Source organism: Micromonospora sp. NPDC023869 (assembly GCF_055559695.1).
On record NZ_JBVHKD010000004.1, the window covers coordinates 350,331 to 376,409 of the forward strand.

A 26,079-nucleotide genomic window follows, 5' to 3' on the forward strand; every position below is an offset into this window, starting at 1 on the left:
CTTGGGGAGACGTGTGCCCGGCGGCGCGGCCTCATCTCACCTGCCCCACCAAAGCCGACGTCTGCGCCGCAAGAGGGTCCGTCGCTGTTCGACTGGCAGACCGAAAACGCGGCCGAGAATGGCGCCGAATCGGCCAGCCAGGAACACGAAACCGATCATGCGCAACATGCTTCGAACAGCTAAAATGGAGCCAGGAGGTGACATGTGCCCACCGGACGGAAACGCGGTAGGCGTGCCGTCAACTTCCTCGCCTCATGGTCGGCGGTCGACGTCATCGAACAGCTCGCCCGGGACGAAAGCATCGTGGATGAGGACGGCGAACCGAACCGGTCCGAGATGATTCGCATCCTGCTCGCGTTCGCACTACGGAACTGGAAGAAGGGTTGGCGTCCGTGACGCACGATCTGGTGGTGTGGCTGGGTGGGGTACTCGACCGCATCGAGCAGACCGCCCAAGCCGCCGACCCGCCACCCGGCCTCGACGACATCGAATACAACGACACCCCCAACGTCTGGACTGATCCGCACGGCGAGTTTTGGGGGCGAGGCGGCCCCGTCTTCGTGCACGTCCTGGCGCACTCCCCTGCCCGCGTGCTGCCGCTGGTGGCCGCCATGCGCGCCATCCTCGCCGAACACGCACCCGAGCGGCCAGGCATCCTGCCCACCTGCACTGTCTGCGCAGACCCGCCCGCCTACGACGCGACGTGGCGCGACTACCCGTGCCGCACCATCCGCCTACTCGCTGCCGCGTTCGCTGGCGAGCCCGGATACCGCCCGGAGTGGGGTCCGCAGTGACCGGCCCGACGGCAGTGTGGCTGTTCAACCAGCCCACCTACGGACTACGCCCCGCCCTACAAGAGTGGCTGCGCGCCAACAACCTCGACCCCGCCCGCATCCCCGCCGACACTGACATCACCGTCGACTATCGGGCCAACACCATCATCACCGACGTGTTGAACGTTCGGGGCGGCGTCCTAGTCCTGCACGGCAACGAGGTTGCCCGGCGTCCGGTTACGGTGCCGCTGCTGGTGCAGCCGCCCGCCGAAATCCTCCACCGCCTGACCATCAAGGAGGCCCGGTGAGCTACATCGCCTTCCACACCCGCGAGCAGACCGGCTACATCTCCGGCGCCGAACGCGCCCACGTCGACAGGCTCGTACGCAACACCGCCGCCCAACACCGCCGGACCGTGTTCGGCCACGACAGACCCGACCGGCCCTCACCGCTCCGCAAAGCCGTCAACTGGCCCGGCGATCTCACGCGCAGCGACCGATTCGACCAGTGGTCAGACACCCACATCGCTGTCTCCCACGACAGGGGGCTTCACGCCATCCTGCCAGACGGGCCGACCGCTGAGACTTTGCTCAACATCGACTTGAACACGGCCATCGCCCACAGCGCCCCCGCCGCACGGATAGTGGCCCGAATTTCCGGCCAGTGCGAGGTGCACGCCTTCGTGGAAGGCACAGACCGGGCCTGGTTCGCCGACCAGATCGACGCCGCCGCCGACGCTGGTTTCCTCCGCCGCGATATGGCCCGCTACCCGCTGCGCGCCGACCACCCCAACGGCTGGGCCGAAGTTGCCGAACTGGCCCGGTCCGCCGACTCCGGACCCATCGTCATGTCGTACTCGGTGTGCGACGGATTCCCCAACGCTGAGATCGCCGCATGGCCCGACAGCCCGCCCAGCCAGGATGAAGACCCCGACGGCTTCGACACCGCCGAACAGGCATGGATGGCACTCACCCCCGCCGAGCAGTGGGACCAGGCGATGGCCGGGCTTCGCCGTAAAGCCGAAACGGCGTGGCTGCTGCGTATCAGCCCAGACAACCTTGGGACTGCGGCGTTCGGCACCGAAACCCCGCTCACCTGGCACGACATCGCGGCAGCATGGCGCGGCGCGACGGCGGAGGTGGCGTAGTGACCGAAGACCAGCGCAGCTCGTTCGGTGTGGAAGCCGACCGAGACGGCTGCCTCTACCTCCACCACTACATGCCCGACGGCGCGAAAGCCAAAGACCCTTGGTGCCACTGGGAAATCCGCGTCCCGGACTGCGTCACGCTGCCCGAACTGGACCAGCTCGCCGCCGCCCACCTGACGGAAGCCCACCCGAGCATTGTCCAGGTCAGCGGACAGGCCCGCCAATGAGTCTTCCAAGCCGCATCACCGACACCCACACCCATCACTCCGCTACTACGCTGCCGACATGACCGCGCCCGCAACCTGCCAAATACCCCTCCCCAGCGGCGGCCCATGCGGCATCCCCGCCATCGGACGATGCATCAACGACGAACGCGCCTTCTGCATCTCCCACCGCGCCAACAACTACGGACGCCCCTACGACAACCTGTGCACCGAATGCGAACGCCAGCAGCTACACGACCGGCACGCACAACGCCAAACAGAAGCACAGTCCCTCGAAGACGCCCGAAAGCGAATCAAAGCCGCCGCCACGCGCCTGGACAACAACCCCCGCGCGCCCGAACCACACCCCCGCTACAAACTCGTCGGCTGGCACTCACGCGGGATCATCGGCGCACTCACCCGCGCCGAACCGCGACCGAAACTGGAAGCCCTCGACCCCGCCTGGATCGTCGGCCGCTACAAGTGGAATCAGCAGGAGTTCCGTGCCCGACCCGACCTCGACACCTACGACACTGGGGTCACCTCAGCCGGTGAAGTCGTACCCATCGGCAACCCGCCCACATACACGGTGCACGCTGTGAAAGGTCTCCACAGGCCGCACGACATCTTCGAGGTCGCCGAAGCGATCGAGAAGCTTGCCGGCATGTAGGGCACAAGACGGTGGCGGCCCGACCCCTCCCCGGACCGGACCGCCACCCACCGCTACCCCCGCGCCCACGCGAGGTCCCCACCAGCGTAACCAGCAACGACCGGGGGGACCACCATGAACAACAGCACCGACACAGCCTGCATTCTCTGCCCCACATTTCGGCGCGACCTCGAACCCCGCCACCCCGACCGACACCCGGTCTGTGAGGGATGCCGCATGCGCCTCGCCACACTCATCCACGACCTGTGGACACTCCACGAACGCCTCGCCAACCCCGAACTGACCCAAGCCGACCAACGCCGCTACCGGCGACTCGACACCCAAGGCCGCCCCCACACCACCTGGGCCGACCCCCTCGCCCCGCTGGGCGGTGTCGCCAACATCCCGAGCAAACCCGACCAACCCCACGTGTCAGGCACCCCCGAAAAGTCGGCCCCCACCAACCTCGACCACGTAGACCTCACCAACATCGCCCGCACACCCAACCCCACCCCCCAAGCCCGACAACACCCCTGGGACCAGATCGGGCACCTATCCGTCGCCACCCGCCTCTACGAAGTCGTCCGCGACTGGCGCGACACCCACTGGCCCCACCACCACCTGCCCCCACCCACCGTCGGCGAACTCACCATGTGGCTACTCGCCGGCTCAACCGACAACTACGCGGGCGAACGCATCGACCACGCCTGCACCCACCACCCCGGCATCGCCGACACCACCACCGAACTCCACACCCTGCGCGGCACCCTCCGCAGCGCCCTCGGCGAAACCGAACCCCGCCCCCGACGCTGGATCGGCGTCGACTGCCCCAACTGCCGGGAAACATCCCACATTCAGCAGGCACCCGGCGAAGAGTTCGCCGAATGCGGCAACTGCGGACGCATGTACACCGGCGACCAGATGACCGAACTCGTCCACCAGCAGGCCGCCGCAGTCAACGCCTGACCCCCCCTACTTGCCAAGATCAGACCGGTGTGAGACTCTTCATTCCGGGACCCGTGTCCCCACAATCAGCCGAAAGCCCCGAACCTGTCACGGTTCGGGGCTTTCGTCATATCCAGCGGGAGGTGACGTGAACCGCGACGCCTACGTGCCCCGATCCGTAGCCGCCGCAGCCGCCGGAGTCCACCCCAGCACCTTCGCCAACTGGCAAGACCGAGGCTGGGTAACCCCCGACGGGCAGAAGAGACACCTCACCACCCGGCCCAGCAGACGGCGGCGCGGCCACCTCGAATACCTCCTCGGTGACGTGCTCGATGCGGCTCGCGACACGAAACTGAACCCGCGCAACCCCGGACGGGCAGCGCAAATCCTCGTGCTCGCGTAGCCGTGAACGCAGACGACCTGCACGTCACCCCCGTCAGTGACCTCATCGCCCACGACACCACCGGCGACTGCCCCTGCGGGCCCCGCACCGAACGCGTCGTGCGTACCGACGGCTCCGACGGATGGCTGCACGTCCACCACAGCCTCGACAGACCAGACGCGAGCAGAAGGAGCGGCAGTGAGCAGCGACCCGCACCGCGTTCCCATGTCTAAGGTGCTCGACTTCCTCCGCGACCTCGGCCTAGACCCCGTCGACCCGGCGGCCCTCTACAGCGTCACCATCGGCCCAAGCAAAGTCGAAATCGTCCGACACAGGCTCGACGACAACGGCCACAGCTACACGGTCGGCCCCGGCGAAGTCGCCACCGAAACCGTCACCCTCGCACTCGACGCCGACGCCTAGACAAGGGCGGCCCTCTTCATCGAAAAGATCCCCTATGGCGAACCCAAACCCCAACACCACCGGCCGCGACAACGCCCCCCGCTGCACCAAACTGCGGCAACGCGACCGGCAGCCATGCCGCGCCGTCGCAGTCCGAGGCACCGAACCGCCGGCCTGCCGCAAACACATGGGCCGGGCGGTTGTTGCTGTTCGCGCCCAGGAAGCTGTTCGTGAAGCCGTCATCGAATGGGGTCTGGGTGACACGCACGTAGACCCCGGCGAGCTGCTGCTGAGGCTGGTTTCGCAGTCGGCGACACGGGCTGCCGCGTACGCCGCCGAGCTGGAACTGATCGTCGCCGAGAAGGACGGCAGCCTGCGGAAGGCGCTGACGGGCGACACGTACACGGTGACCGCTGAGGGTGATCCGGTGAAGACCGGCGAATACGTGCGGGCTATCGCCAAGTTGGAAGCCGACGAACGTGATCGGGCTGCCGGGTTCGCGGCGAAGGCTGTTGCGGCGGGTATCGCCGAACGTCAGGTGCGGTTGGCGGAGCAGCAGGGTGCGCTGTTGGCTGAGGTGATCCGCCGGATTTTGGGTGACCTGAATTTGACGCCGGAGCAGTCGGCGCGTGTGGGTGAGGTTGTGCCTCGGCATTTGCGGGCGGTCGCTGGCTGACCGTTCGGCTGACGGATGCCTGCCTTTGCGGTCCGGCCGGATAGTCAACTGATCGGCTAGGTGATGGCTGTGACGGTGGCTGCGGTTTCTCCGTGGGAGGCTGCCGCCCGCATGTTCGAGCCGTTGAAGCCTGCGAAGGTGTGGGCGTCGCCGGGTGATTTGGCGCGGGATGTTGATCCGACGACGGTGCAGACTCCGGCGTTGGATTTGATTGATGCGGCGTTGGTGGATGTGGAGGCTGGCAGGTGTGACCGGCTGGTCATTTCAATGCCCCCGCAGGAGGGCAAATCGACCCGTGTCACCAAAATCGGACCTTTGTGGGCGCTGACGCGTAACCCCGACCGCCGGATCGTCGTCGTCTCCTACAGCGCCGACCTCGCCAACGAGTTCGGCCGCGACATCCGAGGCTTCATCACCGCCAACCAAGGCGACGACGGAACCCTCGACCTCGGCCTACGCATCGCCCCCGACAACGGCTCCGTGTCGTCGTGGAAAATCGCCGGCCACCGTGGCGGAGTCAGATCGATCGGCCTCAGCGGCGGCATCACCGGCCGTCCCGCCGACTGGCTATTCATCGACGACCCGGTGGCGAACCGGGAACGCGCCGAGTCGGAGGCGTACCGGCGGCAGGCGAAAAGCTTCTGGACCTCCACCGGCTCAACTCGGCTTGCGCCCGGCGCACCCGTGGTGCTGATCCTCACCCGCTGGCATGAAGACGACCTCGCCGGCTGGCTACTCGGCCGGGAAGACGGCCACCGTTGGCGCGTCATCAACATTCCGGCGCAAGCAGACCACAACCCGGACCGGGGCGAGACGGACCCGCTGGGCCGGCAGCCCGGCGAGTACATGCGGTCGGCGCGCATCAACGAACACACCGGCCTGCCCCGCTCGGTTGTCGAGTGGGAGCAGGTGAAGGTTCAGGCCGGCTCCCGCGACTGGCAGGCCCTCTACCAGGGTCGTCCGTCGCCGCCCGAGGGCGGCATGTTGCGTCGCGACTGGTGGCAGTTCTACGACAACCCGCAGTGGACCGAGCGCGGCGACGGTTCCCGGTGGGCGCACGGCTTCGACGAGCTGGTGGCGTCGTGGGATATGGCGTTCAAGGGAACTGACGGCGCCGACTACGTGTGTGGTCAGGTGTGGGGCCGCCGGGGAGCCTCCGTGTTCCTGCTGGATCAGGTGTCGCGGCGGATGACGTTCGTGGAGACGCTGCAAGCGGTACGGCTGCTGGCGGCGCGCTGGCCTCAGGCGACAGCGAAGTTGGTGGAGGACAAAGCCAACGGCACGGCGGTCATCAACTTCCTGAAACGGTCGGTGCCGGGATTGATCCCGGTGGAGCCGGATGGGTCGAAGTCGGCGCGTGCGGCGGCGGTGTCGCCGTTGATCGAGGCCGGCAACGTGTTCCTGCCGGCGCCGGAGATCGCGCCGTGGGTTGACGGTTTGATCGAGGAGGCGGCCGGGTTCCCGAATGCCGCCCACGATGACCAGGTGGATGCGATGTCGCAGGCGTTGAACCGGTTGCTGATCAACCCGATCCTGTCCGGCGATGACCTGTATGTGGATGAAGAGGACGACGGGTTCAGCATCTCGCTGGTCTGACCTTGGGGGTGGCCGGTGTCTGAGGTTGCCGTGACTGAGGTCGCCCCGTCCGCTGAGGTCGTGTCGCAAGAGCAGCTTGTGAAGGTGCTTGAACGCCTTGAGCAGGAAGTTAACAACAACGAGCTGCTGCAAGAGACGGTCGCCGACTTGCAGCGGGCCTTGTACGAGCCGGGCTGGATTCGCCTGACCGCTCAGGGTGAGCACGAGTTTGCGCCTGAGGCGATGACGCAGATGCGGGCGATCTGTCGTCTGTTTGCGATCAAGTCGCCGCTGATCCGTCACGCCCTGAATCTGCGGTCGTCGTATGTGTGGGGTCAGGGTGTGGAGATCACGGCCCGCGCGAATGGCCGTGAGGATGGGCAGCAGGATGTGCAGGGCGTTGTCCGCGCGTTCCTCGACGATCCCAGCAATCAGCGGACCCTGACCGGCGCGAACGCCCGTGACCAGTTGGAGACGTTCGGTCTGGGCTGCGACGGCGAAGTGTTCCTGGCGTTGTTCACGCGTCCGGCGACGGGCAGGGTGCAGACGCGGGTGTTGCCGGCCGACGAAATCCACGACATCATCTCCGACCCGGAGGACGCCGACACCCCCTGGTTCTACCTGCGGAAGTGGACGCATGTCGGCCGGGACGCGCACGGCAATCCGGTGCGGGAAAACCGCGAGCTGCTGTACCCGGCCATCGACTACCGACCCCCGTCGAAGCCCGCCACCTACGCCAACAAGCGGGTCGAGTGGTGGTCTCCGGTCCTGCATGTGGCGGTGAATCAGCCGCTCGGCTGGCGCCGGGGCATCCCGGACGCGTACCCGGCGATCGACTGGGCGAAGGCGTACAAAGAGTTCCTGGAAGACTGGGCCCGGCTGATGCGGTCCCTGTCCCGGTATGCGTGGAAGGCGTCCGCGCCGGGCGGCCGGAACGCCGCCGTACGTACCCGACTGGCGGCGCCGCCGTCGCGGGATCCGGCATCCGGTGAACCCAACCACGCCGGGGCCACGGCCGTTCTGCCGCCTGACGTGCAGCTCGAAGCTGTCTCCAAGTCCGGTGCAACGTTGGACTCCGACTCGGGTCGCCCCCTCGCCGCGATGGTGGCCGCCGCGCTCGGCATTCCGGTGACGATGCTGCTCGGCGATCCGGGCATCACCGGCAACCGGGCGACCGCCGAAACCCTGGATGACCCCACCGAGCGGGTCATGATCCAACGCCGGGATGTGTGGGCCGCCGAACTGCACCGCATCCTGCGGTATGTGATCGCCGCATCGGTGCAGGCCCCGAAAGGCCGCCTCACCGGCACTGTGATGGTGGACGACTGGGGTCAGCAGGTCATCCGCCTGGACGGCAACACGGACACGACCATCGACATTGAGTGGCCACGTCTCGACGACGTGGACATGCGTGACGTTGTGTCGGCGGTCGTGGAGGCGTCGGGTACTGGCACGGTGCCGCCTGAGGTGATCGTCCGGCTGCTGCTCACCGCTTTGGGTGTGCGACGTGTCGACCAGATTGTGGAGCGGCTGACCGGCGGCGATGGCGAGTTTCTGTGGCCGCAACCCCCGCCCCTGAACGCGCCGTCGGCTGCGGCACGTGCCGGGGGTGATCCTGCCGCGTCCGGTCCGGGGTCGATGCGCCCCGACGATGACGAACCCGACGAGCCGCCGACGGAAGAGGCAGTCGAGCAGCTCACCCTGCCGATCCCCGCACCACCGGCCGGCAAGGGCAGACGGGCACGTAGGCGGGGGTGAATGAGTCGTGTGGCGGCATGTACAGCGGCACCTTGGGATCGCCCAGGTGTTGACGGCACTGCACAGGCAGGAGATCAGGATGGGCAAGTTCAGCGACGAGATGAGTGACCTGCGGCTGCGCCTCGACGGGCTCGCGGAGGCTCAGGCCGCGTCGTCCACGAACCTGCGGGACGCCATCGGGCGCCTGGAGGATCGGGTGCGCGAGTTGCAGGACGGTGACCTGAACGAGGAGCAGCAGGCGCTCGTGGACGCCATCAAGGCGGACGTGGATGCGCTGCGTGAGGCCGCTCAGGCTGCCGATGACGGCTACGAGCCGCCGGTGGTGGAGCCCGCCCCCGTGGAGGGTGTGGAGGGCGAGCCGGAGCCGGGTTCGGTGGCGGACCGGGAGCGCGGCGGCATCTGACCGCCTACGGGTCGCGTCGGGGCGGTCGTGCGGATCGGCCACCCCGACATCCCGAAGTAGAGGTGGTCGGGGGAGCCAAACCCCCGACCGTACAGCGGCCTCACTGCGGTTCGTCGATCCCGATCAGGCGTAGCCATCTCCCATGGTAGATCCACCTGGGGGTGACGGTGGCTGTTACCTCCCGCACCCTGCAACTCATCCGGGCCATGCGAACCGCTGTCGGCGGGCACGCAGACGACGCCGTCCGTGAGCTGGCCGAACAGTGGACGCAAGCGTGGCAACGCATCGCCCCCACCTGGCGTGAAGCCGTCGACCTGCTCGTGGCGTGGGCGGCACAGCACGGACGCTGGCCTAACCCGGTTGAGATCGGCCGCATCGAACAGGTGCCGGCTGCCCTCGACGCCACCAACGCTGAACTCGACGGGCTCACCGCAGCCACCATCACCGCTGTCACCGCCGCCGCTGGCCTAGCCATCGCCGTCACCGTCGACAGTGAACCGAACATCATCGCGTCGCAGGTTCCGGCCGCGTACCGGGACGACATGCAGCGGCGTGCAGCGCAGCGCATCCTGCCGTCCGCCCTCGACGTGATCCGACGCCGGGTGGGGCAGGCCATCACCGCCCAGTCCCGGCCACTCGGCGCAGGTGCTGCGGCAGCCATCCGGCGTGAGTTGGTACGCGGCGTCAAGGTGGGTGAAAACCCGATCGAAACGGCGCGGCGTGCGGTCGCAGCCGTGCAGGGCGCTTTCGAAGGCGGATCCGCTCGGGCAGCGAACATCGCCCGCACGGAGACCCTGGACGCATACCGCACCGCCTCCCGGTACGCGCACGACGCCAACGCCGACGTGCTGGACGGCTGGGTGTGGCTCGCCACCGTCACCGGCAAAGGCGCGGCCCGGACGTGTTCGTCCTGCTGGGCCCTCCATAACACCGTGTGGCCGCTCGACACCCCCGGTCCTCTTGATCACCAGCAAGGCCGGTGCGGGAGAGCCCCACACGTCCGACCGTGGCGCGAACTCGGCATCAACCTCGACGAACCCGCCGACGCCACCCCCGCCCGGCAGGCCGCGTGGGATGCCCTCACCGACGCCCAGCAGCGGCAGGTGATGGGCGGCCGACGGCTCGCACTGCTCAAGTCGGGCCGCGTCGGTTGGGACGACTTGGCCGTGCTGCGCACCAACACCGCATGGCGTGACAGCTACACGCCCCGCCCCGTGTCCGACCTCAACCGGATCGCCGACCAGAGGCGCACTGACCCAGGGAGGTGACCCGGCCATGCCGAACAAGCCCGCCCCTGTGCGGATCACCACAAGCCTGGCCGGCTACTCGCAGGCCGCATTCGATGCCGCCGCCGCTACCCGCCGCACCGTCGCCGAGTCTGCGCCGGCCGTCCTTGACGCCCCCGAGGTGGAGACGCCGGAGCCGGCCGAGCCGGAGACGCCAGCGGAGTCCGTACCGGAAGCTACCGAAGCTGAGCCGACCGGCGACCTGAGCGAAGCCGGCAACGCTGCCCGGCTTCGGAAATATTGGACATCTGGTCCCGGGGCGATCCGCATAGCTTGGGGTACGGCCGGCGATTGGACTCGCTGCGTCAAAGCCCTCGACGGCAAGATACGCGACCCCAAGGGCTATTGCAGCGAGCTGCATAAGCAGGTCGTGGGCTACTGGCCCGGGGACAAGCGCAACAACAGCGCAGGTGAAGCCGACGCCAACAGCCCGACCGAGCGGATCACGGTCCGCGAAGCCGACCTGTCCGGCGCTACCGTCACCAAGCAGGGCCGCCTGTCGATCCGGCTGATTCGCGCCGGGTGGAGCCTCAACGGAAACATGTACCCCGCAGAGGTGCTGCGCCGCGACGGCCCGAAAGCGTGGCCCGCCGGCACCCTCTGCTACGTCGACCACGCCACCGACGAGGAAGACGCCGCCCGCCCTTCCGGCAGCGTCCGCAACCTCGCAGCCGTGACCACCTCCGACGCCCGGTGGGACGAAGCCGAGCAGGCGCTGACCGCTGAGGCCCGACTGTTCGCGCCGTGGCGTGAGGCGATCACCGACATGGCCGACACGATCGGCATGTCCATCCGGGCGTGGGTGACCGGTGAACACGGTGAACGTGACGGCCGATCCGGGTTCATCGTCCAGTCGATTCCCGAAGGCCGCTCCGTCGACTTCGTCACCAAGCCAGCGGCAGGGGGTGGAATCGTGTCGGTTCTCGAATCCGTCGGCAACAGGGTGCCCGCCGAAGAGGCCCGCAACGTCGGGGCGTGGCTGGAATCGCGCCTGCATCTGACGCTCACCCAACTCGGCGACGACATGTACGGCGACGGACGCCTCACCCGCGACGAACGCGTCACCCTGTCGGCGGCGATCGGTGACGCCTTGCAGGCGTGGACTGCACGCGTCGAGCAGGACGCCCCGGCCCTGTTTCAGCGGGATCTGTGGGATGAGCCGCCCGCGCCGGAGACCGCCCAGGCGCAGGAGACGGCACCCGCAGCCAGTCCAGCCGACCCCCCGCCGCCCGCCGAGACGCCACCGGCGGACGACACGGCCGCTTCGGCGGCAACCCCTGATGACGTGACGGACGGCGCCCCGCCGACCGCACCCAACCCACCCAACGAAGGAGGACCCGACATGTCGGGTACCACGACCGGTGACCAGCCGGTTGAGGCGGGGACGGCACCGGTCGTCGACACCGCCACCACCCCGTCCGCCCCGGCGGCCGAGGCCACGCAGCCGCGTGTGGACGTGCAGGCGCTCGTGACCGCCGCGCTCACCGAGGCTCTCGGTCCGGTGACGCAGCAGCTCGCCACCGTGCAGCAGGCGCTCACCGCCCAGCAGAACGAGAACGCGACGCTGCGGAACCGTGCCGCCGCCACCGAGGCTGTCACCGCCGCCCTGCGTGCCCCCGAGCACGCCGACGTGGCCGGGCAGATCGGGCCGCGTGTGTCGGCTCGAATCCTCGATGCGGTGCCGACCACCGCTGAGGGTGTCGTCGACAGCGCGGCCCTGACCGAGCGGATCAACGCCGCGATCGCCGACGAGGCCACCTACGTGCGGCAGGCCCGCGCCGAGGCACTCGAAGCGGCCGGCGTCGGCCAGCCGTACGGCATCGGCCAGCGCGCCGACGAGTCGGCCAGCGTGGACGACGGTGTCACCGCCGAACTGGACGACTTCTTCTCCAACACGCTGGGTCTCGCCGCCGAGGCCGCGAAGATCGCCGCGAAGGGACGTGCCTGATCATGGCGAAGAACACCGTGTACATGTGGACCGAGTCCCTGCCGCTCGTCTGCTCCCACCCGACCACCCCGCAGTCCGGTGACCCGGTCATCTGCGGGCAGATCCCCGGCGTCGCACTGACCGCCGAGGACTCCAACGGCGTCACCACCGTCGCCCTCGACGGCGTGTTCGACCTGTCGGTGAAGGGCGAGACCACCACCGATGCGGCGGTCGCCATCGGCGACATCCTCTACTACGACTCCGCCGCCACCCCCCACAAGCTGAACAAGGACAACACCAACGGTGTCCGGTTCGGCTACGCCATGGCCGCCGTGTCCTCGGGTGCGACCGCCACCATTCCCGTTCGCGTCGGCTACTGAGGAGTCCAGCGCACATGACTACCGCACTGCTCGACGCTGGCTCCACGACGCTGGGCCAGCTCGACACCTACCACGCCGGCACCGAAGGTGCCTCCACCGCCGCCATCTTCGGCGGCGACGGCATGCTGCTGTCCGGCAACCGGCGGCAGCGCCGCCAGGAGTCCCGCGACTACCAGAAGCGGCTGCTCGGCCTCACCCGCCTGTACCGGGGCACCATCGAGGGTGACCGTCGGGCGACCGTCGCCTTCCAGGAGGCGATGAGCCGCGCTGACTTCACCGTCCTGTTCGGTGACATCATCGACCGGCAGCTTCTGGCCGCCTACCAGACCCGGCCGGTGCAGTGGCCGACGTACGCGAAGCGTGGCCGGGTGCGGGACTTCCGCACCGTCAAGCGGTTCACCCTCGACGGTGGCGAAGCCACCCTCAACCAGGTCAAGGAGTTGGCCCCGTACAAGGTGCGGTCGGTCACCGACAACGCGTACACGTACGCGGTCGCGAAGTACGGTGACCAGATCGCCGTGTCGTGGGAGACCATGGTCAACGACGACCTGGACGCCCTCACCGACCTGCCGACCCGGCTCGGCAACGCGGCCCGCCGCACCGAGGAGAAGTTCGCCGCGCAACTGTTCTCCGGCGCGGGCGGCCCCGACGGCACGTTCTTCTCCAACACCAACCGGAACCTCATCAACGCGACGGTCACCGGCTCGGGCACCCCCACCAACCCGCCGCTGTCCATCACCGGGTTGCAGTACGCCATGCAGACCCTCGGCCAGCAGAAGGACACCGACGGCGGCCCCATCTACGTGGAGGGTGTCACCCTCGTGGTGCCTCCGGCGTTGGAGGTGGCCGCGAACAACATCATCAACGCGACGGAGATCCTGGCCGCGACGGGTGGCGGCGACGGCACCGGCCGCGACCAGCTTCGGGTCACCAACTGGATGCGTAACCGCGTGTCCGTCGTGGTGAACCCGTGGCTGCCGATCGTGAACACCACCAACGGCAACACCGCCTGGTATGTGTTCGCGAACCCGAACGTGGGCCGTCCGGCGATGGAGCTGGGGTTCCTGATCGGCCACGAAACTCCGGAGCTGTGGGTTAAGTCGCCGAACGCGATGCGGGTCGGCGGCGGGCCGGTGGCGCCGGAGGAGGGCGATTTCGAGCACGACGCCATCCAGTACCGGGTGAGGATGGTTCTCGGGGGCACGCTGATGGACCCGAAGTCGGCGGTTGCCAGCCTCGGCACTGGGGCCTGATCGTGGGCCGGGCGCGCCCGAATCTGGGCACTCCGTTTGGGCCGTCCGGCCCGTGGCTGGCTGCTCTGGTTGATGTGGTGGGCGACTTGTATGACCTGCTGGATGCCCGGCTCCCCCACCCCTCTTCGGAGGAAGGTGGAAGGCCGGCGTCGGCGCAGGTTCGGCAGGTGCAGGAGCCGGATCCTGAGGTGCGTCCGGGGCGGGCGGTGCCGGTGAGCGAGCCGGAGCCTGCCAGCAAACCGGACGACGACGACGGCGAGTCGAAGCCGGTGCAGGAACCCGCGCCCGCTTCCGAACCGGAACCGGAGCCGAAACCGAGGCAGGAACTGCCGCCGCCGCCACCCCGATCCGGTCGGGGATCCGGCATCGACTCGTGGCAAGCCTGGGCAAACATCGCCAAGGTGCCGTACGGGCCCGACGACGGACGCAACGACATCATCGACGCCTGCGTTCGTGCGGGTGTGATCGACGCCGAATAGGGGGCAGCGTGTCCCACCGACCATCCACCCCGCCAGCCGAAACGCCGTCCACGATGAAAGGGCAGCGCGAAGGGTTGGCGACGCTCGGGCCGGACGGAAAGTTGCGTGCCGAGCAGGTGCCGGACGATTTGGCGGCAGCGGCAGCGCAGGTCACCGCAGAGGTGGTTCGTGCTGTCGTCGGCGAGTGGATGCGCGTCAACCCTCCGGCCGTCGGCCCTCAGGGTGAGCCCGGTCCGGCGGGTGTGGCGGGAACGTCGGGGACGGTGGAGCAGATTCGGGACGCCGTGGAGGCGCATCTGACTGCCCATCCGCCACCTGCCGGTCCTGCTGGTCCGCCTGGTGCTGTCGGGGATCGCGGCGAGTCTGGGCCGGTCGGTGAGCGTGGTCCGGCTGGACCTGCCGGGGATCGTGGACCGGATGGCCCGATCGGGTCGGCTGGTCCGGTCGGCGAGCGTGGTGAGGTGGGGCCTGCTGGTCCGCCCGGCCCGGATGGTGTCGCCGGCCCGCAGGGTCAACGTGGTGAGCGTGGCGAAACGGGCCCGGCGGGACCGACCGGACCGAAAGGCGATGCCGGGGCTGCCGGCCTGCGCGGGGAGCCCGGCCTGACCGGGCCCAAGGGCGACACCGGTGCGACCGGGCCGAAGGGTGATCCGGGTGCGCAAGGCGCGGCCGGTACTCCCGCCGACATGTCACGGGTGGTCGCACTCGAAGCGGTCGCCGGCAAAGTGTCTGCTGGGCAGGCCACCGTGCCCGCCCTGCTGCTGGGTGCTACCGCCACCGTGCAGGTGACGTTGCGGCCCCCCATGCCCGACACCAACTTTGCGGCGTCGGCGCTGGTGGTGGGCGGCACCAACATCCTGTCCACCCTCAGTGTGCAGTCGTGGTCGATCGCGTCCGGCAGCCGCGTCGATGTGACAGTGCGGGCGTCTGGTGTGCTGTCGGCAGGCGCGGCGCAAGTCCTCGTGATCGCCACCCGCCAGTGAGAGAGGGGGCGCGGTTGTGTATCCGGTGAGGACGTGCCCCATCTGTGGGCAGACCGACGATCATCCCCGGCATGTGATCACCCTGCCGGGCGGGCTGGATGTGGCCCGCCACATGGACTGCTGCGCCAACGCCGCCGGCTGCACGATTTGCGCCACGGTGCTGGCCGGGGCCGGTGGGGCGACTGGTGAAGCGTTGCGGGCGCATCTGACAGGAGGGGTGCAGGGTGGCTAACAACCTGGTGCAGGCCGAAGCGAACCGGATGCTGGATGCGTCGTTCGGCACTGCCGCGTACACGGCGCCGACGGGGCCGATGCGGTTGGCGTTGGTGACGGCGAACGGGTCGGCGACGGCTGCTGGCACGGAGGTGGTGGGCGGCTCGTATGCCCGGCAGTCGCTGACCATGGATGCGGCGTCGGCTGGCGCGGCCGTCAACTCTGCGACGATCTCGTTCACCGGCATGCCTGCCGGGACCGTGGTCGGGGTGGAGGTGTACGACTCTGCCGGATCGCCGCGCCGCTGCTGGTGGGGTGCCCTCACCGCGAGCAAGACGCTGGGGGCTGGCGACACGTTGACGTTCGCCGCTGGCGGGCTTTCGGTGTCGCTCCAATAGTTGCCGGCCGTTGAGGGGGTGCCCCGGTGGCCGATCTGACCAACTCGTTTGAGGGCGGATCGAACGCCACCACAATCACCACCGGCAACTCGGGCGGGGTGTCAGGGGACGCGTGGACGCTCACCGCATCCATCGCGGGCGGCACCTGCACCTACACGACTACAGGCCCGGCGCACGGCAGCCTGTGCATGCAGGTCACGACCGCCGGTACGGGTGGTGCGGAGCGGCGCGGCTGGTCCGTCAACGCCGGCGATTCGACGAACGTCCAATTCTTCCGCTTCTACATCAACCCGACATCCGTTTCGGGCACGGTGTCTCCGCTGCGGGGTATGAACGTCGGCTCCGGCGGTCAGCGGTTCAGGATCCAGGTCACCGCTGCCGGTGTGGTTTCGCTACACAACGCCGCCAACACGGCCATCTGGACGTCGACCGCGTTGTCTGCGGGCACACACTGGCGGGTTGAGGTTGCGGCCGGCGGATCCACCTCCACCACAGCCCGCGTCTACATCTTCAACGGCGACTCGACGTCAGCCGCGCAGGACTCCGGTGACCTGAATGGCGTCAACCTGGGCGGGCCCGTACGCGAAGTGTGGTTCGGTCAAACCAACGCGGCCACGAACATCAGTCTGCGGTTGGATGACTGCGGCTGGTCCGACAGCGCCCTGCTCGGTCCGGCCGTCACAGTGGTGGACCACGCCGCGTCTGCCGCACTATCAGCCGAATCAACGCTGACAGCCGCACCAGCACGCGCCACACCCGGCGTGGTCGATCTGGCGGCCGTGAGCAGCCTGACTGCCGCCGCGACGCGCACCGCCGTCGGCGTTGTTAACCTGTCCGCCGCCACGAACCTGTCCGCCTCCGGTGTGCGGGGTGCTGGCGGGGCGGCCTCGTGGTCGGCGGCGTCGGCTCTCGCCGCGTCGGCGGTGCCGGTGCGGGCGGCAACAGCAGACATGTCGGCTGTGGCAGCACTGACTGTCGGCGGCACAGGCGTGTCAGCTGGCGTGGCAGCCCTGACCTCCGCATCCGACCTGACGGCGGCTGCGGGCCGCACGGTCGACGGCTTGGTGACGCTCGCCGCCTCGTCGGCGCTCGAATCTGTGGTAGAGGGCGAAGCATCAGGGGCATCAGTCCTGACCGCCATGTCGGCGCTCGCTGCTGTCGCCGGACGCACAACGCCGGCACTGGCAGCGTGGTCGGCGACCGCTGCCCTGAACGTGTCCGCGACCGCTGGCCGTCCCGCTACAGCGGCGATGTCTGCCGCATCAGACCTGACAGCGTCGACTGTGGCCGCAACCGTCGGCCTGGTCGACTTGTCGGCGGCGTCAGCGATGACCGCCACCGTGGCGGCAGACCGCCCGCCTCCCGCATACGGCACAGTCACCGTTCCTCCCGGATCCCGGCTGACCGTTGGCGCCCGCTCGACGGTGTCGACCCCGGCGCGCAGTGAGGTGGTGGTCCGGTGACCCGCACCTACTGGCAAGGGCAGCAGTTCGTCGCCGTGTGGTCGCTGGTTGACGCGGCCGGACAGCCTGCCACGGGTGCGACCGTCACCGGCTCGGTGACGCTGCCGTCCGGTGGCAGTGCCCCCATGTCGGTGGACAGCGACGGGGCCGTGCACACCGCCTCGTACACGGCTGTGGTGGCGGGCCGTCACGCATGGCGGCTCACCGCATCCGGCAGCCACGAGGACGCCGTCGAAGGGTTCTTCGTCGTAGCGCGCAGCCTGGTGGGGTTGCCGCCGATCACCCTGGACCCGTCCACGGATGTGGGCATGGTGCGGCTGCTGATCACCGACGTAGACGAGCATGGGCCGCTGTTCGAGGACGCCCAACTGTCGGCGCTGCTGACCGCTGAACGTGGTTCGGTGAAGCGGGCTGCCGCTGCGGCGTTGGACACGATCGCCCGCTCCGAGGTGCTGATAGCCAAACACATCAGCACCAACGACCTGACCACCAACGGACCCTCAGTAGGCCGTGAACTGCGCGAGTCGGCTGCCGCACTACGCAAACAGGCTGACGACGAAATCAACGGCGCGGACGTGTGGGCGATCTCCGTCATCGACTACGACCCGCAGGCCCCCTACCGCAGGTGGTGACGTCATGCCACTGCCGAACTCGCCACTCATCCACCGCCGCTTCGAAGCACATCACCGGCCGGTGGTGGAGGGCTCAATGACGGTACGGGTACGGCTATCCCGACCCGTCGAGGGCGGCACCCGCGACAAGACGACCGGGGTCACCTCGTTCGATGCCGACAAGACGCTGTGGGAGGGCGACGCATCGCTGCGCGCCAACCCCGGCGGGACACCGCAAGCGCAAGCAGACCGGGTGGTTGCCTTGGGCGCCTACCTGCTGCGGATGCCCGCCGACGCGCCAGCCCTGCATGTGCGGGATGTGGTGGACGTTCTCGGTGACGTATCCGATCCGAGCCTTGCCGGCGTGCGGCTGCGACTCGTGGATGTGCCGCGCTCGGGCCTGTCGTGGCAGCGGGTCGCCGGTGCCGACATCGAGCAGCCGATCAACCGTCGGGAGTTGTGATGGTGGACATCAGGGTTGACGGCGGCGGCGAACTGACGGTCATCGCCGCGCAGCTACGCACGAAACGCGCCGCCGTCGGCGGTCAAGGGTCGCAGGTGGTGCGCCGGTCGACGCTGGCGGGCGAGGCCGCCGCTAAGGCGTTTTCGCCGGTCCTCACCGGCCACCTCAAGTCGAGTATCGGCCACGAGTTCAGTGGGTCCGCTGCGACTGGCGCGATGGAAGGCGAATGGGGACCAACGGCCCGATACGGGCATTTCGTGAACGGCGGGACACGCCATATGGCACCGCAGCCGTTCATGGATCAGTCCCGCGACGTCGTGACGCCCGGCTTCCTCGCCGCCGTTGAGGCGATCTCCGATCCGCTCGACTAGCTGACGGTCGGGGGTGGTCTGGTGACTGCCCCCTCCGTCGAACCGTCCGTCGATCATGCGGAAGCCATTGAGGCGATGCTGCGCGCTGGCACCGCGTTCGACGTGCACATGGGTGCGCCCGAAGTGCCCGACGACGAACTCACCTATCCGCACTACATCGTGTGGGGTGTTCCGGCGACGCCGGGATTGCAGCGGCTTGTCGGTGACGGCGGCGACGTGTGGACCCGCACCCAAATCACCTGCGTCGCCCTCACGCCTCTGGACGTAATCGGCGCTGCTGATCGTGCCCGGCGCGCCCTACACCGCAAGCGGCCGGCGATTCCTGGCCGGCGTTGCGGCGACATCGAGCAAGACCCCGAAGCGTCCGTCGCCCCACCGGCGGCGGATCCGACACCGCGCAGCCACGACGGCCGGCAGGTGTACACGACGGCCCTGCTTTTCCTGCTGCACAGCAGCCCGCTCACCAACTCCTGAGAGGAATCACCGTGCCTGAGAACGATCGTCTCGGCGGGGGGCGGCGGGCAGCCCGCACCACCCCCAACCGGACCCCGTACGTGTGGGTGGAGGACACCTCCACAGGCCACCGGTATGACGTGCTGGAAACCGCGCTGCGGCCCGGCATGAAGCCCGTCGAGGGCTACGACAAGAACTACACGGGTCGCCCCCGCCGCCCGAAGCACAGCACCGACCTGGCCGGCAACAGCAGCACGCCGGACCGCGCCAGCGACGTGACCACGGCCGGCGACACCGACACCACCACCGACGTTGAGGCCCCGGCTTCGGCTGGCAAGACCCAGAGGGGGGCCCAGAAGTGACGCAGCCCATGCCCACGGCGGTGACCACCAACGGCACCGTCGCAGTCCGGTTCGTGACCGCCATCGCGAACACGGCCGCGCCGACGCTCACGGAGATCAACGCCGTGTCGTCGATCGACCTGTCGTGCTACCTGACGGGTGACGGCTACGCGGCCGAAACCAGCGAGAACACGGTGGAAGACCCGCGCCTGTGCTCGAAGCAGATTTTCGAGGCGCGCGGCGACTTCACCGACACCCTCGAACTGACGTACGTGTTCAACCCGACCTCCCCCACCGACGACGCCGCCCGCATCGGCCTGCCCGCCGGCACCGCCGGATACCTGGTGACCCGCTGGGCCGTCGACTCGGAGGACGCTTTCGCCGCCGACGACATCGTGGACGTCATCCCGGTGGAGATGGGCATCCAGCGCAAGCAGGCCCCCACCCGCAACGGCGTGCACCGAATCGTGCAGAAGGCGTTCATCACCGGGCCGGTGCGCCGTGACGTCGAAGTGGTGACCGGCGGCGCCTGATCCCGCCTTCTCTTCCCTCTTCCTCCTGATCGGGGGCGGGCCGGGCCGTGCATGGGTGTCGCGGTTCGGCTCGCCCCCACCTTCGTAAGTGACCTGCTGGGGAGCAATCATGGATTTTGACCTTCTACTGGATGAGGCGTCGCCACGCGAAACGGTGGTGCCGCTCTGTCTGAACGGAAAACTGCGCGCCGAGTATGAGTCGGTGAAGGCCCGCATCGACGAGCGTGCCACGTACGCCGACAACGACGGGCGCCTGGACGGCGACGACCGGATGGCGAACCGAACGCCGAAGTCGGACCCCGACCCGGAACAGTCGGTGCTGGACGAGTTGGCCGAGAAGATGCGCGCCCAGACCGTCCCGTTCAAGCTGGTGGCGCTGGACCGCCAGGCGTGGGCTGAGTTGTTCTCGAAGCATCCGCCGCGCCGAGACAAGGACGGGCGCCGCGACCCGCGCGACTCGATCGGCGTCAACTCGACGGACTTCTTCCCCGCACTGGTGCAGCAGTCGATTGCCGAGCCGCCGATGACCGGAGACCGCTGGGAGAAGCTCGACAAGAAGCTGTCGGATGCCCAGTTCAACAAGCTCGCGAACGCCGCCTGGATGCTGAACCAGGTGGAGGAGGATGTCCCTTTCTTGCTGAGCGGATCAGCAGCCACCCCGATCTGAGGCGGAAGCTGACCGCTGCCCGCACCCTGGGTGTGTCGCTGCGCCGGTTCGACGGGTGGGAGCCTGCCGAGTCGACTGAGGTCGTCGACTGGGACGAATCGGGACGCCCGAAGCGGTGGGTGACGCGCCGCGAGCCGGAGTGGGATGCGCGTGAACGCGCGTGGATGCTCGCCTTGGACTGGTACGAGTCCAGCCTGTGCCGCAAGTGTGGGCAACCACTTGCCGAGTGCGCGAATCCCGACAACGACCCCGAGAACAAGCTGTCGAAGCGCATGTATGTGGCCGAGCTGCCGACTGAGTGTTTCAGCTGCAAGGTGCTTGTCAAGGCGGAAGAGGCGTGGAACAAGAAGTCCCCTGACACGGCCGGATATGTGATTCACACTGCCGCGCTGGTTGATCGGCCGCCGAGGCAGGCTCTGACACCGAGGGGGTGACCCCTCGTGGCGGACCGGACTGTGTCTGTGCGTCTGCGGCTGCTGGTCCGCGACTACACCAGTGGCGCGACTGAGGCCGAGCGGATGACGCGCCGCCTGCGGGAGTCTCAGGAAGCCCTCGGCGGCACGTCGAAACGGACCGCCGCCGACTTGACGAAGGCGGCGAACGCCGCATCCGACTACGGCCGGAAGGCGTCCACCGGTCTGCTGCTGGTGGCCGGTGGCGCTGCTGCGGCTGGCGGATCACTCAAACTGCTGCCTCCGCTGCTTGCGGCGACGGCAACGGGCGCGAGTGTTCTGCCGGGCATGCTGACCGGGGTTGCCGCTTCGCTGGGAACCCTCAAGGTCGCCACCCTGGGTGTCGGCGACGCCCTGGACGAGATCTTCGACAACGATGACCCGTTCGGCCGTCTGTCCCCGTCGGCTCGTGCCCTCGTCAACGAGATGGGCCGGTTGAAGCCGGAGTTGTTGGCGTTTCAGCAGTCGATCCAGGACGCTGCACTTGGGTCGGCGTCGGGCAACTTCAACCGGTTGGCGACCACCACGTTGCCACGTCTCACCACCGAGGCCGTGATTCTCGGCAGGGCATGGGACCGCACGTGGACTGCCCTCACGGACGCCGCCGCCGACACGACCTTCCTTGCCGGTGTTGGGGTTGCATCGCAGTCGACGGCCCGGTTCGTGGACCAGTTGGCGGTGCGGACGCAGGCACTCGCCCGGTCGTGGTCGATCCTGATGATGTCAGCGGACCCGCTGGTGCGGCTGATCGGTGACCGGCTTGCGGGCGGCATCGACAAGATGAACGCCGCCGCCCAGAAAGCCCGCCGGACGGGTTCGCTGGACGAGTTCTTCCGCACCGGCGTTGAGTCCGGTGGGGCGCTGCTGTCCATCGTCGGCGACATCCTCGCCATCACCGGCCAGGTTGTTGGCGCCGTCAACCGGCAGAACGGCTCCATCGTGGAAGCCGCTTCGACGCTCGACGCGTACATCAAGAGCGGCCGGTCGGCTGCCGATGTGGCCGGGATCGTCGACACGCTGACGGCAGCCTACGAGGGCATGGCCGATGTGCTCGGGCCGCTCGGCACGATCGCCCGCGACGCTCTCGCAGACCCGGCCACCCGCGACGGCCTCGCCACCATGTTCGACATTCTCGCCGCCGGTTCGCAGGCTTTGCGGGTCGTGTTCGACCTGTTCCAGGCGCTGCCGGATGGTGTGCAGTCGACGGTGATTGCCGCTGTCGCACTCGGTGCGGTGGTGCAGAAGACGACGACCGCCGTTGCGGCGCTGGGCGTGGCCGCGACTGGCACTGCCGCGAAGCTGACGGCACTCGGCGGGGCGGGGGCGACCGCCGGTCGCGGTCTGACAACCTTGGCCGCTGGTGCCGGCAGGGCCATGACGGCACTGTTGGCGCTGCAACTGCTCGGTGTGGTGATGGAGCAGTTCGAGCCGGCCGCAGCGAACGTGGACCGGTTGACGGAGGCGGTAAAGCGGTACGCCGAAACCGGCGAGGTCGGCGGCGAACTCACGAGGGCGTTCGGCGACAACCTGGACGGCTTGAACAAGGCCGCCGGGGCTGCCGGTGACGGGTTCTTCGCGAAGACTGCCCGCGCCTTCGAGTCGATCTTCCCGCACGTCAAGAGCCTGAACGAGATTTTCCAGGGCGGCAGTTTCACCGGCTCGGTGGAGCGGTTCCAAAAACTGGATGCGGCGATGAGCCAGTACGCGCGCACCACCAACAACACGGCTGGTGTCACTCAGGCATGGCAGAAGGTGCTGGCCGAGTCGGGGCTGTCGACGGCCGAACTGGCGAAGTTGCTGCCGTCCACGTGGTCTGAGCTTGAGCGGCTACAGAACGCGGCCCACAACGGTGCCGGGTCGGTGGCTGAGCTTGAGGCTCGTACGAAGCTGCTGTCGGGTGGCATGCGTGACGCGGTTCGTAACGGCCGTGACCTGATCGGCATCTTCGAGGAGTTGAACCAGGCCGCGATTGACGCCGCTGAGGCAGAAATTCGGGCCGAAGACGCGGTTGACCGGCTGAGTGCCGCGTTGAAGGAGAACGGACTGGCCCTCAACAAGCGGACCGGAGAGTTCAACACCAACAACGAGAAGGGCCGCGAGAACCTTCAACTGACGCTCGATCTGGTGCAGGCGGCGGCGAAGTCCGCGCAGGCAACCTACGACGAGACTGGGTCGATCGAGCAGGCCAGCGGCGTCTACGACTCGTACATTGGTCGGCTGCGCAAGATGCTGGGCGAGAAGAAGCTGACGGCCGAGCAGATCGATGTGCTGATCGGCAAGTACTCGGCGATGCCCGATTTGAAGGCTGTGCCGGTGACGACGCCGGGTTTGCCGGAGGCCACGGGCAAGGTCAACAGTTTCCATGAGGCGTTCAAGCGGATCCCGCCCAGCAAAACGGTGCCGTTCTATGCCACCACGTCGGAGGCTGAGGCTGCGGTTCGGGTCCTCAAGTCCCGCATCGACGCCCTCAAGTCCAAGCACATCTACGTGACGGGCACCGTCCGGTGGACGTCGACCGGGGACCTGCGGATGCCCGGAGGACGTGTACTCAAGGGCAACAACCGGTGGGGTGGCGTGTGGACGCCGACTGCGATGGCGGACGGCGGCATCATGCAGGCCGGCATCTACCCGGCGTCGAATCCGCCGTTGATGCAGTTCGCGGAGCCCGAGACGGGCGGTGAGGCGTACATCCCGAGGCGCGGTAACCGGCAACGCAACCTGTCGATCCTCAGCGAAGCAGCGGCATGGAACAAGGCTGCCGTGGTGCCGATGGCAGCCGGTGGGGTCATGTCGACGACCGCAGCCCGGTCGGGTCTGGTGTCGATTGCTCCACCCCCGCCGGGTCCGGCTCCGCGTGAGCGTGGGAGCCGGCTGGACACGGTGGACACGTACATTCGTGCCCGCGACGCCGTCATCGACCTCAACAAGAGCCTCAAGGAGAACGGGCGATCGTTCAGCCTGTCCACGGCGAAGGGCCGGGAGAACCGGGGCGCACTGACGTCGGCGATCCGGGCCGCGCAGGCGGCGGCGGAGGCGAAGTATGAGGAGACCGGCAGTATCACGAAAGCCAATGCTGCCTACGACTCGCACATCAAGCGGCTACGGGCAACCCTCAAGCAGCAGGGCGTGAACGCGGCGACCATCAAGAAGCTGATGGCGTCCATGTCGCAGCGGCCCACCTACGACGTGCCGGACAAGCCAACCAAGGCACTCCCCTCGTCGGAGAAGAACGTCGCGGCGATGGAAGGCCGGATTGCGGCCGAGGAGTCTCTAGCAAAGTTGGTCGACCATTTCAGTCTGGTGAAGCCGACCTTGGACATCAAGGATGTGACCGGCCGCGAGAACCTGACCGAGTTGTTTGGGTTCTTGAAGTCGGCGGAGCGCGCAGCGCAGGCGGTGCTGGAACAGACCGGCAACAAGAAGACCGCCACGGCCGTGTACGAGCAGTACGTTGCTCAACTGCGGCAGGTGCTCACGCAATCCGGGATGCCGAAAGCTCAGATCGACGGCCTGCTCAAGGAGTACGGCAAGATCGTCCTCACGCCTAACCTGATCGGTGGGGTGTACGGGCCGGGCGGGCAGCCGCGAAAGATGACGCAGGGCGGCCTGTTCTCCGGGATCCGCACCATGTACGGGTTCGCCGAACCGTCCACTGGCGGGGAGATATTCGTTCCCCGCATCGGGGACCGTCGGCGCGGCGAGGATCTGCTGCGCGTCGGCGCAGGCTGGTACGGCGGCCGGTATGTGCCGTCCGGCAAGGGGGACGTGTCGACCACTAACACGAACACCCTCAACGTGTACGGCGGCCAGCAGAGGATGACGCTCGCCGACTTCCAGTCGATGCTGCGGCAGCTCGACAGTAGGTCCCGCACCGGCCGCAAGGGCTGACCGCAGCCCGTCCATCCATCCACTCGGGTCGGTGAGGGTGGTGGTGGCGGATGCCGTTGTACACCGGCGCAACCACCACCACCCCGCCCGTCACCCCACCTCCACCGCCTCCACCGCCGCCGGTAGTTCGACCCGAGGTTGTCGACCCAGGCGAGTACGTGCCGATCTGGATCGACCCCACCGGCCGCGAGTGGGTGTTGAACGCCCCGGGCCGCGAGTTCTTCACCATGAACGCGGTGTCGGGATACGGCATCACACCAGTCAATCTGATCACCCGCCCGGACCCTCGCGGCGGCGTCACCGTCATCGGGGTCCGCTCCCAGCAGCGAACCCTGGTGTGGCCGGTGCGGGTTCGGGGCCGCACCCACATGGAGTTCCAAACCAGGTGGCGGCAGGTCGCAGCAGCGTTCGCCCTCACCCGCAGGCAGGGTCCGGGCCTGTTCAGGCTGCGCCGCCCCGACGGCACAGCACGGGAGATCCTGGCCTACTACCAAAGCGGCTGGGACGGCGAACCGGGCCAGGGCCACACCTACGACACGCCGACGCTGACCCTGCTGTGCCCGGACGGGTTTTGGCGGGATTCGCAGCCGATACCGCTAGAGCGGTCGACTGGCGAGTCCGGCGACTTCCTGGACCCATTCCCGAACATCTCGTCCGGTGACGTGATCGGCGCAACGCAGATGTTCAACCCGGGCGAGGTGGAGGCGTGGCCGACGTGGCGCCTGGACGGTCCCGCCACGCAACTGGTCGCAACGAACAACACGCTCGGTAGAACGTTCACGGTCAACCAGACGCTGTCTGCCGGCGAGTGGATCACGATCACGACTCGACCTGGCCGGGTAGCTGACAGTTCCGGGGCGGCAATCAACGGTGCGCTCGCCCGACCTGGGTCGACGTTGTGGCGGTTGGAGCCGGGGGTGAACGACATCGACTTCACCGTGGCCGGGGCTGGGCCAGAAACACGCATCAGCATGTCGTTCTATCCGCGCTACGAAACCGCCTGAC

32 protein-coding genes are annotated in these 26,079 nt (G+C 68.2%); all 32 read left to right on the forward strand.

Features of this window, described 5'->3' with window-relative positions; translation table 11 throughout:
• Positions 1-204: 204 nt before the first annotated feature.
• Positions 205-396, forward strand: a complete 192-nt coding sequence (locus ACZ31C_RS15105; RefSeq protein WP_465795767.1) for a hypothetical protein — start codon at positions 205-207, stop codon at positions 394-396.
• Entirely contained in the window at positions 393-794 is a 402-nt protein-coding gene (locus ACZ31C_RS15110; RefSeq protein ID WP_465795768.1) for a DUF6221 family protein, read from the forward strand. The genes ACZ31C_RS15105 and ACZ31C_RS15110 overlap by 4 nt, the downstream gene beginning before the upstream one ends.
• Positions 791-1,081 (forward strand): hypothetical protein, encoded by a 291-nt coding sequence (locus ACZ31C_RS15115; RefSeq protein ID WP_465795769.1) that lies wholly within the window; start codon positions 791-793, stop codon positions 1,079-1,081. Before ACZ31C_RS15110 ends, ACZ31C_RS15115 begins: the two co-directional genes overlap by 4 nt.
• On the forward strand, positions 1,078-1,920 hold the full coding sequence (locus ACZ31C_RS15120) for a hypothetical protein (protein WP_465795770.1): 843 nt from the start codon (positions 1,078-1,080) through the stop codon (positions 1,918-1,920). Before ACZ31C_RS15115 ends, ACZ31C_RS15120 begins: the two co-directional genes overlap by 4 nt.
• Positions 1,920-2,147 (forward strand): hypothetical protein, encoded by a 228-nt coding sequence (locus ACZ31C_RS15125; protein ID WP_465795771.1) that lies wholly within the window; start codon positions 1,920-1,922, stop codon positions 2,145-2,147. Before ACZ31C_RS15120 ends, ACZ31C_RS15125 begins: the two co-directional genes overlap by 1 nt.
• Positions 2,148-2,205: 58 nt before the next feature.
• Positions 2,206-2,793: a hypothetical protein gene (locus ACZ31C_RS15130; protein ID WP_465795772.1), complete on the forward strand. Its 588-nt coding sequence runs from the start codon at positions 2,206-2,208 to the stop codon at positions 2,791-2,793.
• 216 nt (positions 2,794-3,009) lie between these two features.
• On the forward strand, positions 3,010-3,738 hold the full coding sequence (locus tag ACZ31C_RS15135; protein WP_465795773.1) for a hypothetical protein: 729 nt from the start codon (positions 3,010-3,012) through the stop codon (positions 3,736-3,738).
• Positions 3,739-3,865: 127 nt separating this feature from the next.
• Entirely contained in the window at positions 3,866-4,120 is a 255-nt protein-coding gene (locus ACZ31C_RS15140; protein ID WP_465795774.1) for a hypothetical protein, read from the forward strand.
• 177 nt (positions 4,121-4,297) lie between these two features.
• Entirely contained in the window at positions 4,298-4,522 is a 225-nt protein-coding gene (locus ACZ31C_RS15145; RefSeq protein WP_465795775.1) for a hypothetical protein, read from the forward strand.
• A gap of 34 nt (positions 4,523-4,556) precedes the next feature.
• Positions 4,557-5,177: a hypothetical protein gene (locus tag ACZ31C_RS15150; protein ID WP_465795776.1), complete on the forward strand. Its 621-nt coding sequence runs from the start codon at positions 4,557-4,559 to the stop codon at positions 5,175-5,177.
• Positions 5,178-5,246: 69 nt separating this feature from the next.
• Positions 5,247-6,773 (forward strand): phage terminase large subunit, encoded by a 1,527-nt coding sequence (gene terL / locus ACZ31C_RS15155; RefSeq protein ID WP_465795777.1) that lies wholly within the window; start codon positions 5,247-5,249, stop codon positions 6,771-6,773.
• Between the two features lie 30 nt (positions 6,774-6,803).
• The gene (locus ACZ31C_RS15160; protein WP_465795778.1) at positions 6,804-8,510 is read left to right on the forward strand and encodes a hypothetical protein; all 1,707 of its coding nucleotides are present in this window, start codon (positions 6,804-6,806) and stop codon (positions 8,508-8,510) included.
• A gap of 79 nt (positions 8,511-8,589) precedes the next feature.
• Complete coding sequence (locus ACZ31C_RS15165; RefSeq protein ID WP_465795779.1) at positions 8,590-8,913, forward strand: hypothetical protein; 324 nt, start codon at positions 8,590-8,592, stop codon at positions 8,911-8,913.
• A 206-nt stretch (positions 8,914-9,119) separates the two neighbouring features.
• The gene (locus tag ACZ31C_RS15170) at positions 9,120-10,181 is read left to right on the forward strand and encodes a hypothetical protein (RefSeq protein ID WP_465795780.1); all 1,062 of its coding nucleotides are present in this window, start codon (positions 9,120-9,122) and stop codon (positions 10,179-10,181) included.
• Positions 10,182-10,188: 7 nt separating this feature from the next.
• Complete coding sequence (locus tag ACZ31C_RS15175) at positions 10,189-12,147, forward strand: hypothetical protein (protein ID WP_465795781.1); 1,959 nt, start codon at positions 10,189-10,191, stop codon at positions 12,145-12,147.
• A gap of 2 nt (positions 12,148-12,149) precedes the next feature.
• Entirely contained in the window at positions 12,150-12,506 is a 357-nt protein-coding gene (locus tag ACZ31C_RS15180; RefSeq protein WP_465795782.1) for a DUF2190 family protein, read from the forward strand.
• A 14-nt stretch (positions 12,507-12,520) separates the two neighbouring features.
• Positions 12,521-13,759 carry a phage major capsid protein gene (locus ACZ31C_RS15185; protein WP_465795783.1) on the forward strand — a complete coding sequence of 413 codons (1,239 nt, stop codon included), beginning with the start codon at positions 12,521-12,523 and terminating at the stop codon, positions 13,757-13,759.
• Positions 13,760-13,845: 86 nt separating this feature from the next.
• The gene (locus ACZ31C_RS15190; protein ID WP_465795784.1) at positions 13,846-14,238 is read left to right on the forward strand and encodes a hypothetical protein; all 393 of its coding nucleotides are present in this window, start codon (positions 13,846-13,848) and stop codon (positions 14,236-14,238) included.
• A 339-nt stretch (positions 14,239-14,577) separates the two neighbouring features.
• Positions 14,578-14,844 carry a hypothetical protein gene (locus ACZ31C_RS15195; protein ID WP_465795785.1) on the forward strand — a complete coding sequence of 89 codons (267 nt, stop codon included), beginning with the start codon at positions 14,578-14,580 and terminating at the stop codon, positions 14,842-14,844.
• Between the two features lie 80 nt (positions 14,845-14,924).
• Entirely contained in the window at positions 14,925-15,221 is a 297-nt protein-coding gene (locus ACZ31C_RS15200) for a hypothetical protein (protein WP_465795786.1), read from the forward strand.
• A 224-nt stretch (positions 15,222-15,445) separates the two neighbouring features.
• Complete coding sequence (locus tag ACZ31C_RS15205) at positions 15,446-15,832, forward strand: phage tail fiber protein (protein ID WP_465795787.1); 387 nt, start codon at positions 15,446-15,448, stop codon at positions 15,830-15,832.
• A gap of 26 nt (positions 15,833-15,858) precedes the next feature.
• Entirely contained in the window at positions 15,859-17,295 is a 1,437-nt protein-coding gene (locus ACZ31C_RS15210) for a hypothetical protein (protein ID WP_465795788.1), read from the forward strand.
• Positions 17,292-17,927, forward strand: coding sequence for a hypothetical protein (locus tag ACZ31C_RS15215; protein ID WP_465795789.1), 636 nt, complete (start codon positions 17,292-17,294; stop codon positions 17,925-17,927). The genes ACZ31C_RS15210 and ACZ31C_RS15215 overlap by 4 nt, the downstream gene beginning before the upstream one ends.
• A gap of 4 nt (positions 17,928-17,931) precedes the next feature.
• The gene (locus ACZ31C_RS15220) at positions 17,932-18,369 is read left to right on the forward strand and encodes a DUF6093 family protein (protein WP_465795790.1); all 438 of its coding nucleotides are present in this window, start codon (positions 17,932-17,934) and stop codon (positions 18,367-18,369) included.
• Positions 18,369-18,740: an HK97-gp10 family putative phage morphogenesis protein gene (locus ACZ31C_RS15225; protein ID WP_465795791.1), complete on the forward strand. Its 372-nt coding sequence runs from the start codon at positions 18,369-18,371 to the stop codon at positions 18,738-18,740. Before ACZ31C_RS15220 ends, ACZ31C_RS15225 begins: the two co-directional genes overlap by 1 nt.
• A gap of 21 nt (positions 18,741-18,761) precedes the next feature.
• Positions 18,762-19,214 carry a hypothetical protein gene (locus ACZ31C_RS15230; protein ID WP_465795792.1) on the forward strand — a complete coding sequence of 151 codons (453 nt, stop codon included), beginning with the start codon at positions 18,762-18,764 and terminating at the stop codon, positions 19,212-19,214.
• 11 nt (positions 19,215-19,225) lie between these two features.
• Complete coding sequence (locus tag ACZ31C_RS15235) at positions 19,226-19,555, forward strand: hypothetical protein (RefSeq protein WP_465795793.1); 330 nt, start codon at positions 19,226-19,228, stop codon at positions 19,553-19,555.
• The gene (locus tag ACZ31C_RS15240; protein ID WP_465795794.1) at positions 19,552-20,067 is read left to right on the forward strand and encodes a phage tail tube protein; all 516 of its coding nucleotides are present in this window, start codon (positions 19,552-19,554) and stop codon (positions 20,065-20,067) included. Before ACZ31C_RS15235 ends, ACZ31C_RS15240 begins: the two co-directional genes overlap by 4 nt.
• A 109-nt stretch (positions 20,068-20,176) precedes the next feature.
• Positions 20,177-20,734, forward strand: a complete 558-nt coding sequence (locus tag ACZ31C_RS15245) for a hypothetical protein (RefSeq protein WP_465795795.1) — start codon at positions 20,177-20,179, stop codon at positions 20,732-20,734.
• A 32-nt stretch (positions 20,735-20,766) separates the two neighbouring features.
• A complete protein-coding gene (locus ACZ31C_RS15250) occupies positions 20,767-21,168 on the forward strand; it encodes a hypothetical protein (protein ID WP_465795796.1) in 402 nt (133 codons plus the stop codon).
• A gap of 27 nt (positions 21,169-21,195) precedes the next feature.
• Complete coding sequence (locus ACZ31C_RS15255) at positions 21,196-25,074, forward strand: hypothetical protein (protein WP_465795797.1); 3,879 nt, start codon at positions 21,196-21,198, stop codon at positions 25,072-25,074.
• A 158-nt stretch (positions 25,075-25,232) separates the two neighbouring features.
• Positions 25,233-26,078, forward strand: a complete 846-nt coding sequence (locus tag ACZ31C_RS15260; protein WP_465795798.1) for a phage distal tail protein — start codon at positions 25,233-25,235, stop codon at positions 26,076-26,078.
• Position 26,079: the final 1 nt, after the last annotated feature.

Coding starts and splice junctions, on each gene's coding strand:
- ACZ31C_RS15220 (WP_465795790.1), top strand. CDS start 17,932: ATGCCACTGCCGAACTCGCCACTCATCCACCGCCGCTTCGAAGCACAT.
- ACZ31C_RS15150 (WP_465795776.1), top strand. CDS start 4,557: ATGGCGAACCCAAACCCCAACACCACCGGCCGCGACAACGCCCCCCGC.
- ACZ31C_RS15175 (WP_465795781.1), top strand. CDS start 10,189: ATGCCGAACAAGCCCGCCCCTGTGCGGATCACCACAAGCCTGGCCGGC.
- ACZ31C_RS15245 (WP_465795795.1), top strand. CDS start 20,177: ATGGATTTTGACCTTCTACTGGATGAGGCGTCGCCACGCGAAACGGTG.
- ACZ31C_RS15130 (WP_465795772.1), top strand. CDS start 2,206: ATGACCGCGCCCGCAACCTGCCAAATACCCCTCCCCAGCGGCGGCCCA.
- ACZ31C_RS15185 (WP_465795783.1), top strand. CDS start 12,521: ATGACTACCGCACTGCTCGACGCTGGCTCCACGACGCTGGGCCAGCTC.
- ACZ31C_RS15180 (WP_465795782.1), top strand. CDS start 12,150: ATGGCGAAGAACACCGTGTACATGTGGACCGAGTCCCTGCCGCTCGTC.
- ACZ31C_RS15170 (WP_465795780.1), top strand. CDS start 9,120: ATGCGAACCGCTGTCGGCGGGCACGCAGACGACGCCGTCCGTGAGCTG.
- ACZ31C_RS15165 (WP_465795779.1), top strand. CDS start 8,590: ATGGGCAAGTTCAGCGACGAGATGAGTGACCTGCGGCTGCGCCTCGAC.
- ACZ31C_RS15225 (WP_465795791.1), top strand. CDS start 18,369: ATGGTGGACATCAGGGTTGACGGCGGCGGCGAACTGACGGTCATCGCC.
- ACZ31C_RS15135 (WP_465795773.1), top strand. CDS start 3,010: ATGCGCCTCGCCACACTCATCCACGACCTGTGGACACTCCACGAACGC.
- ACZ31C_RS15200 (WP_465795786.1), top strand. CDS start 14,925: ATGTCACGGGTGGTCGCACTCGAAGCGGTCGCCGGCAAAGTGTCTGCT.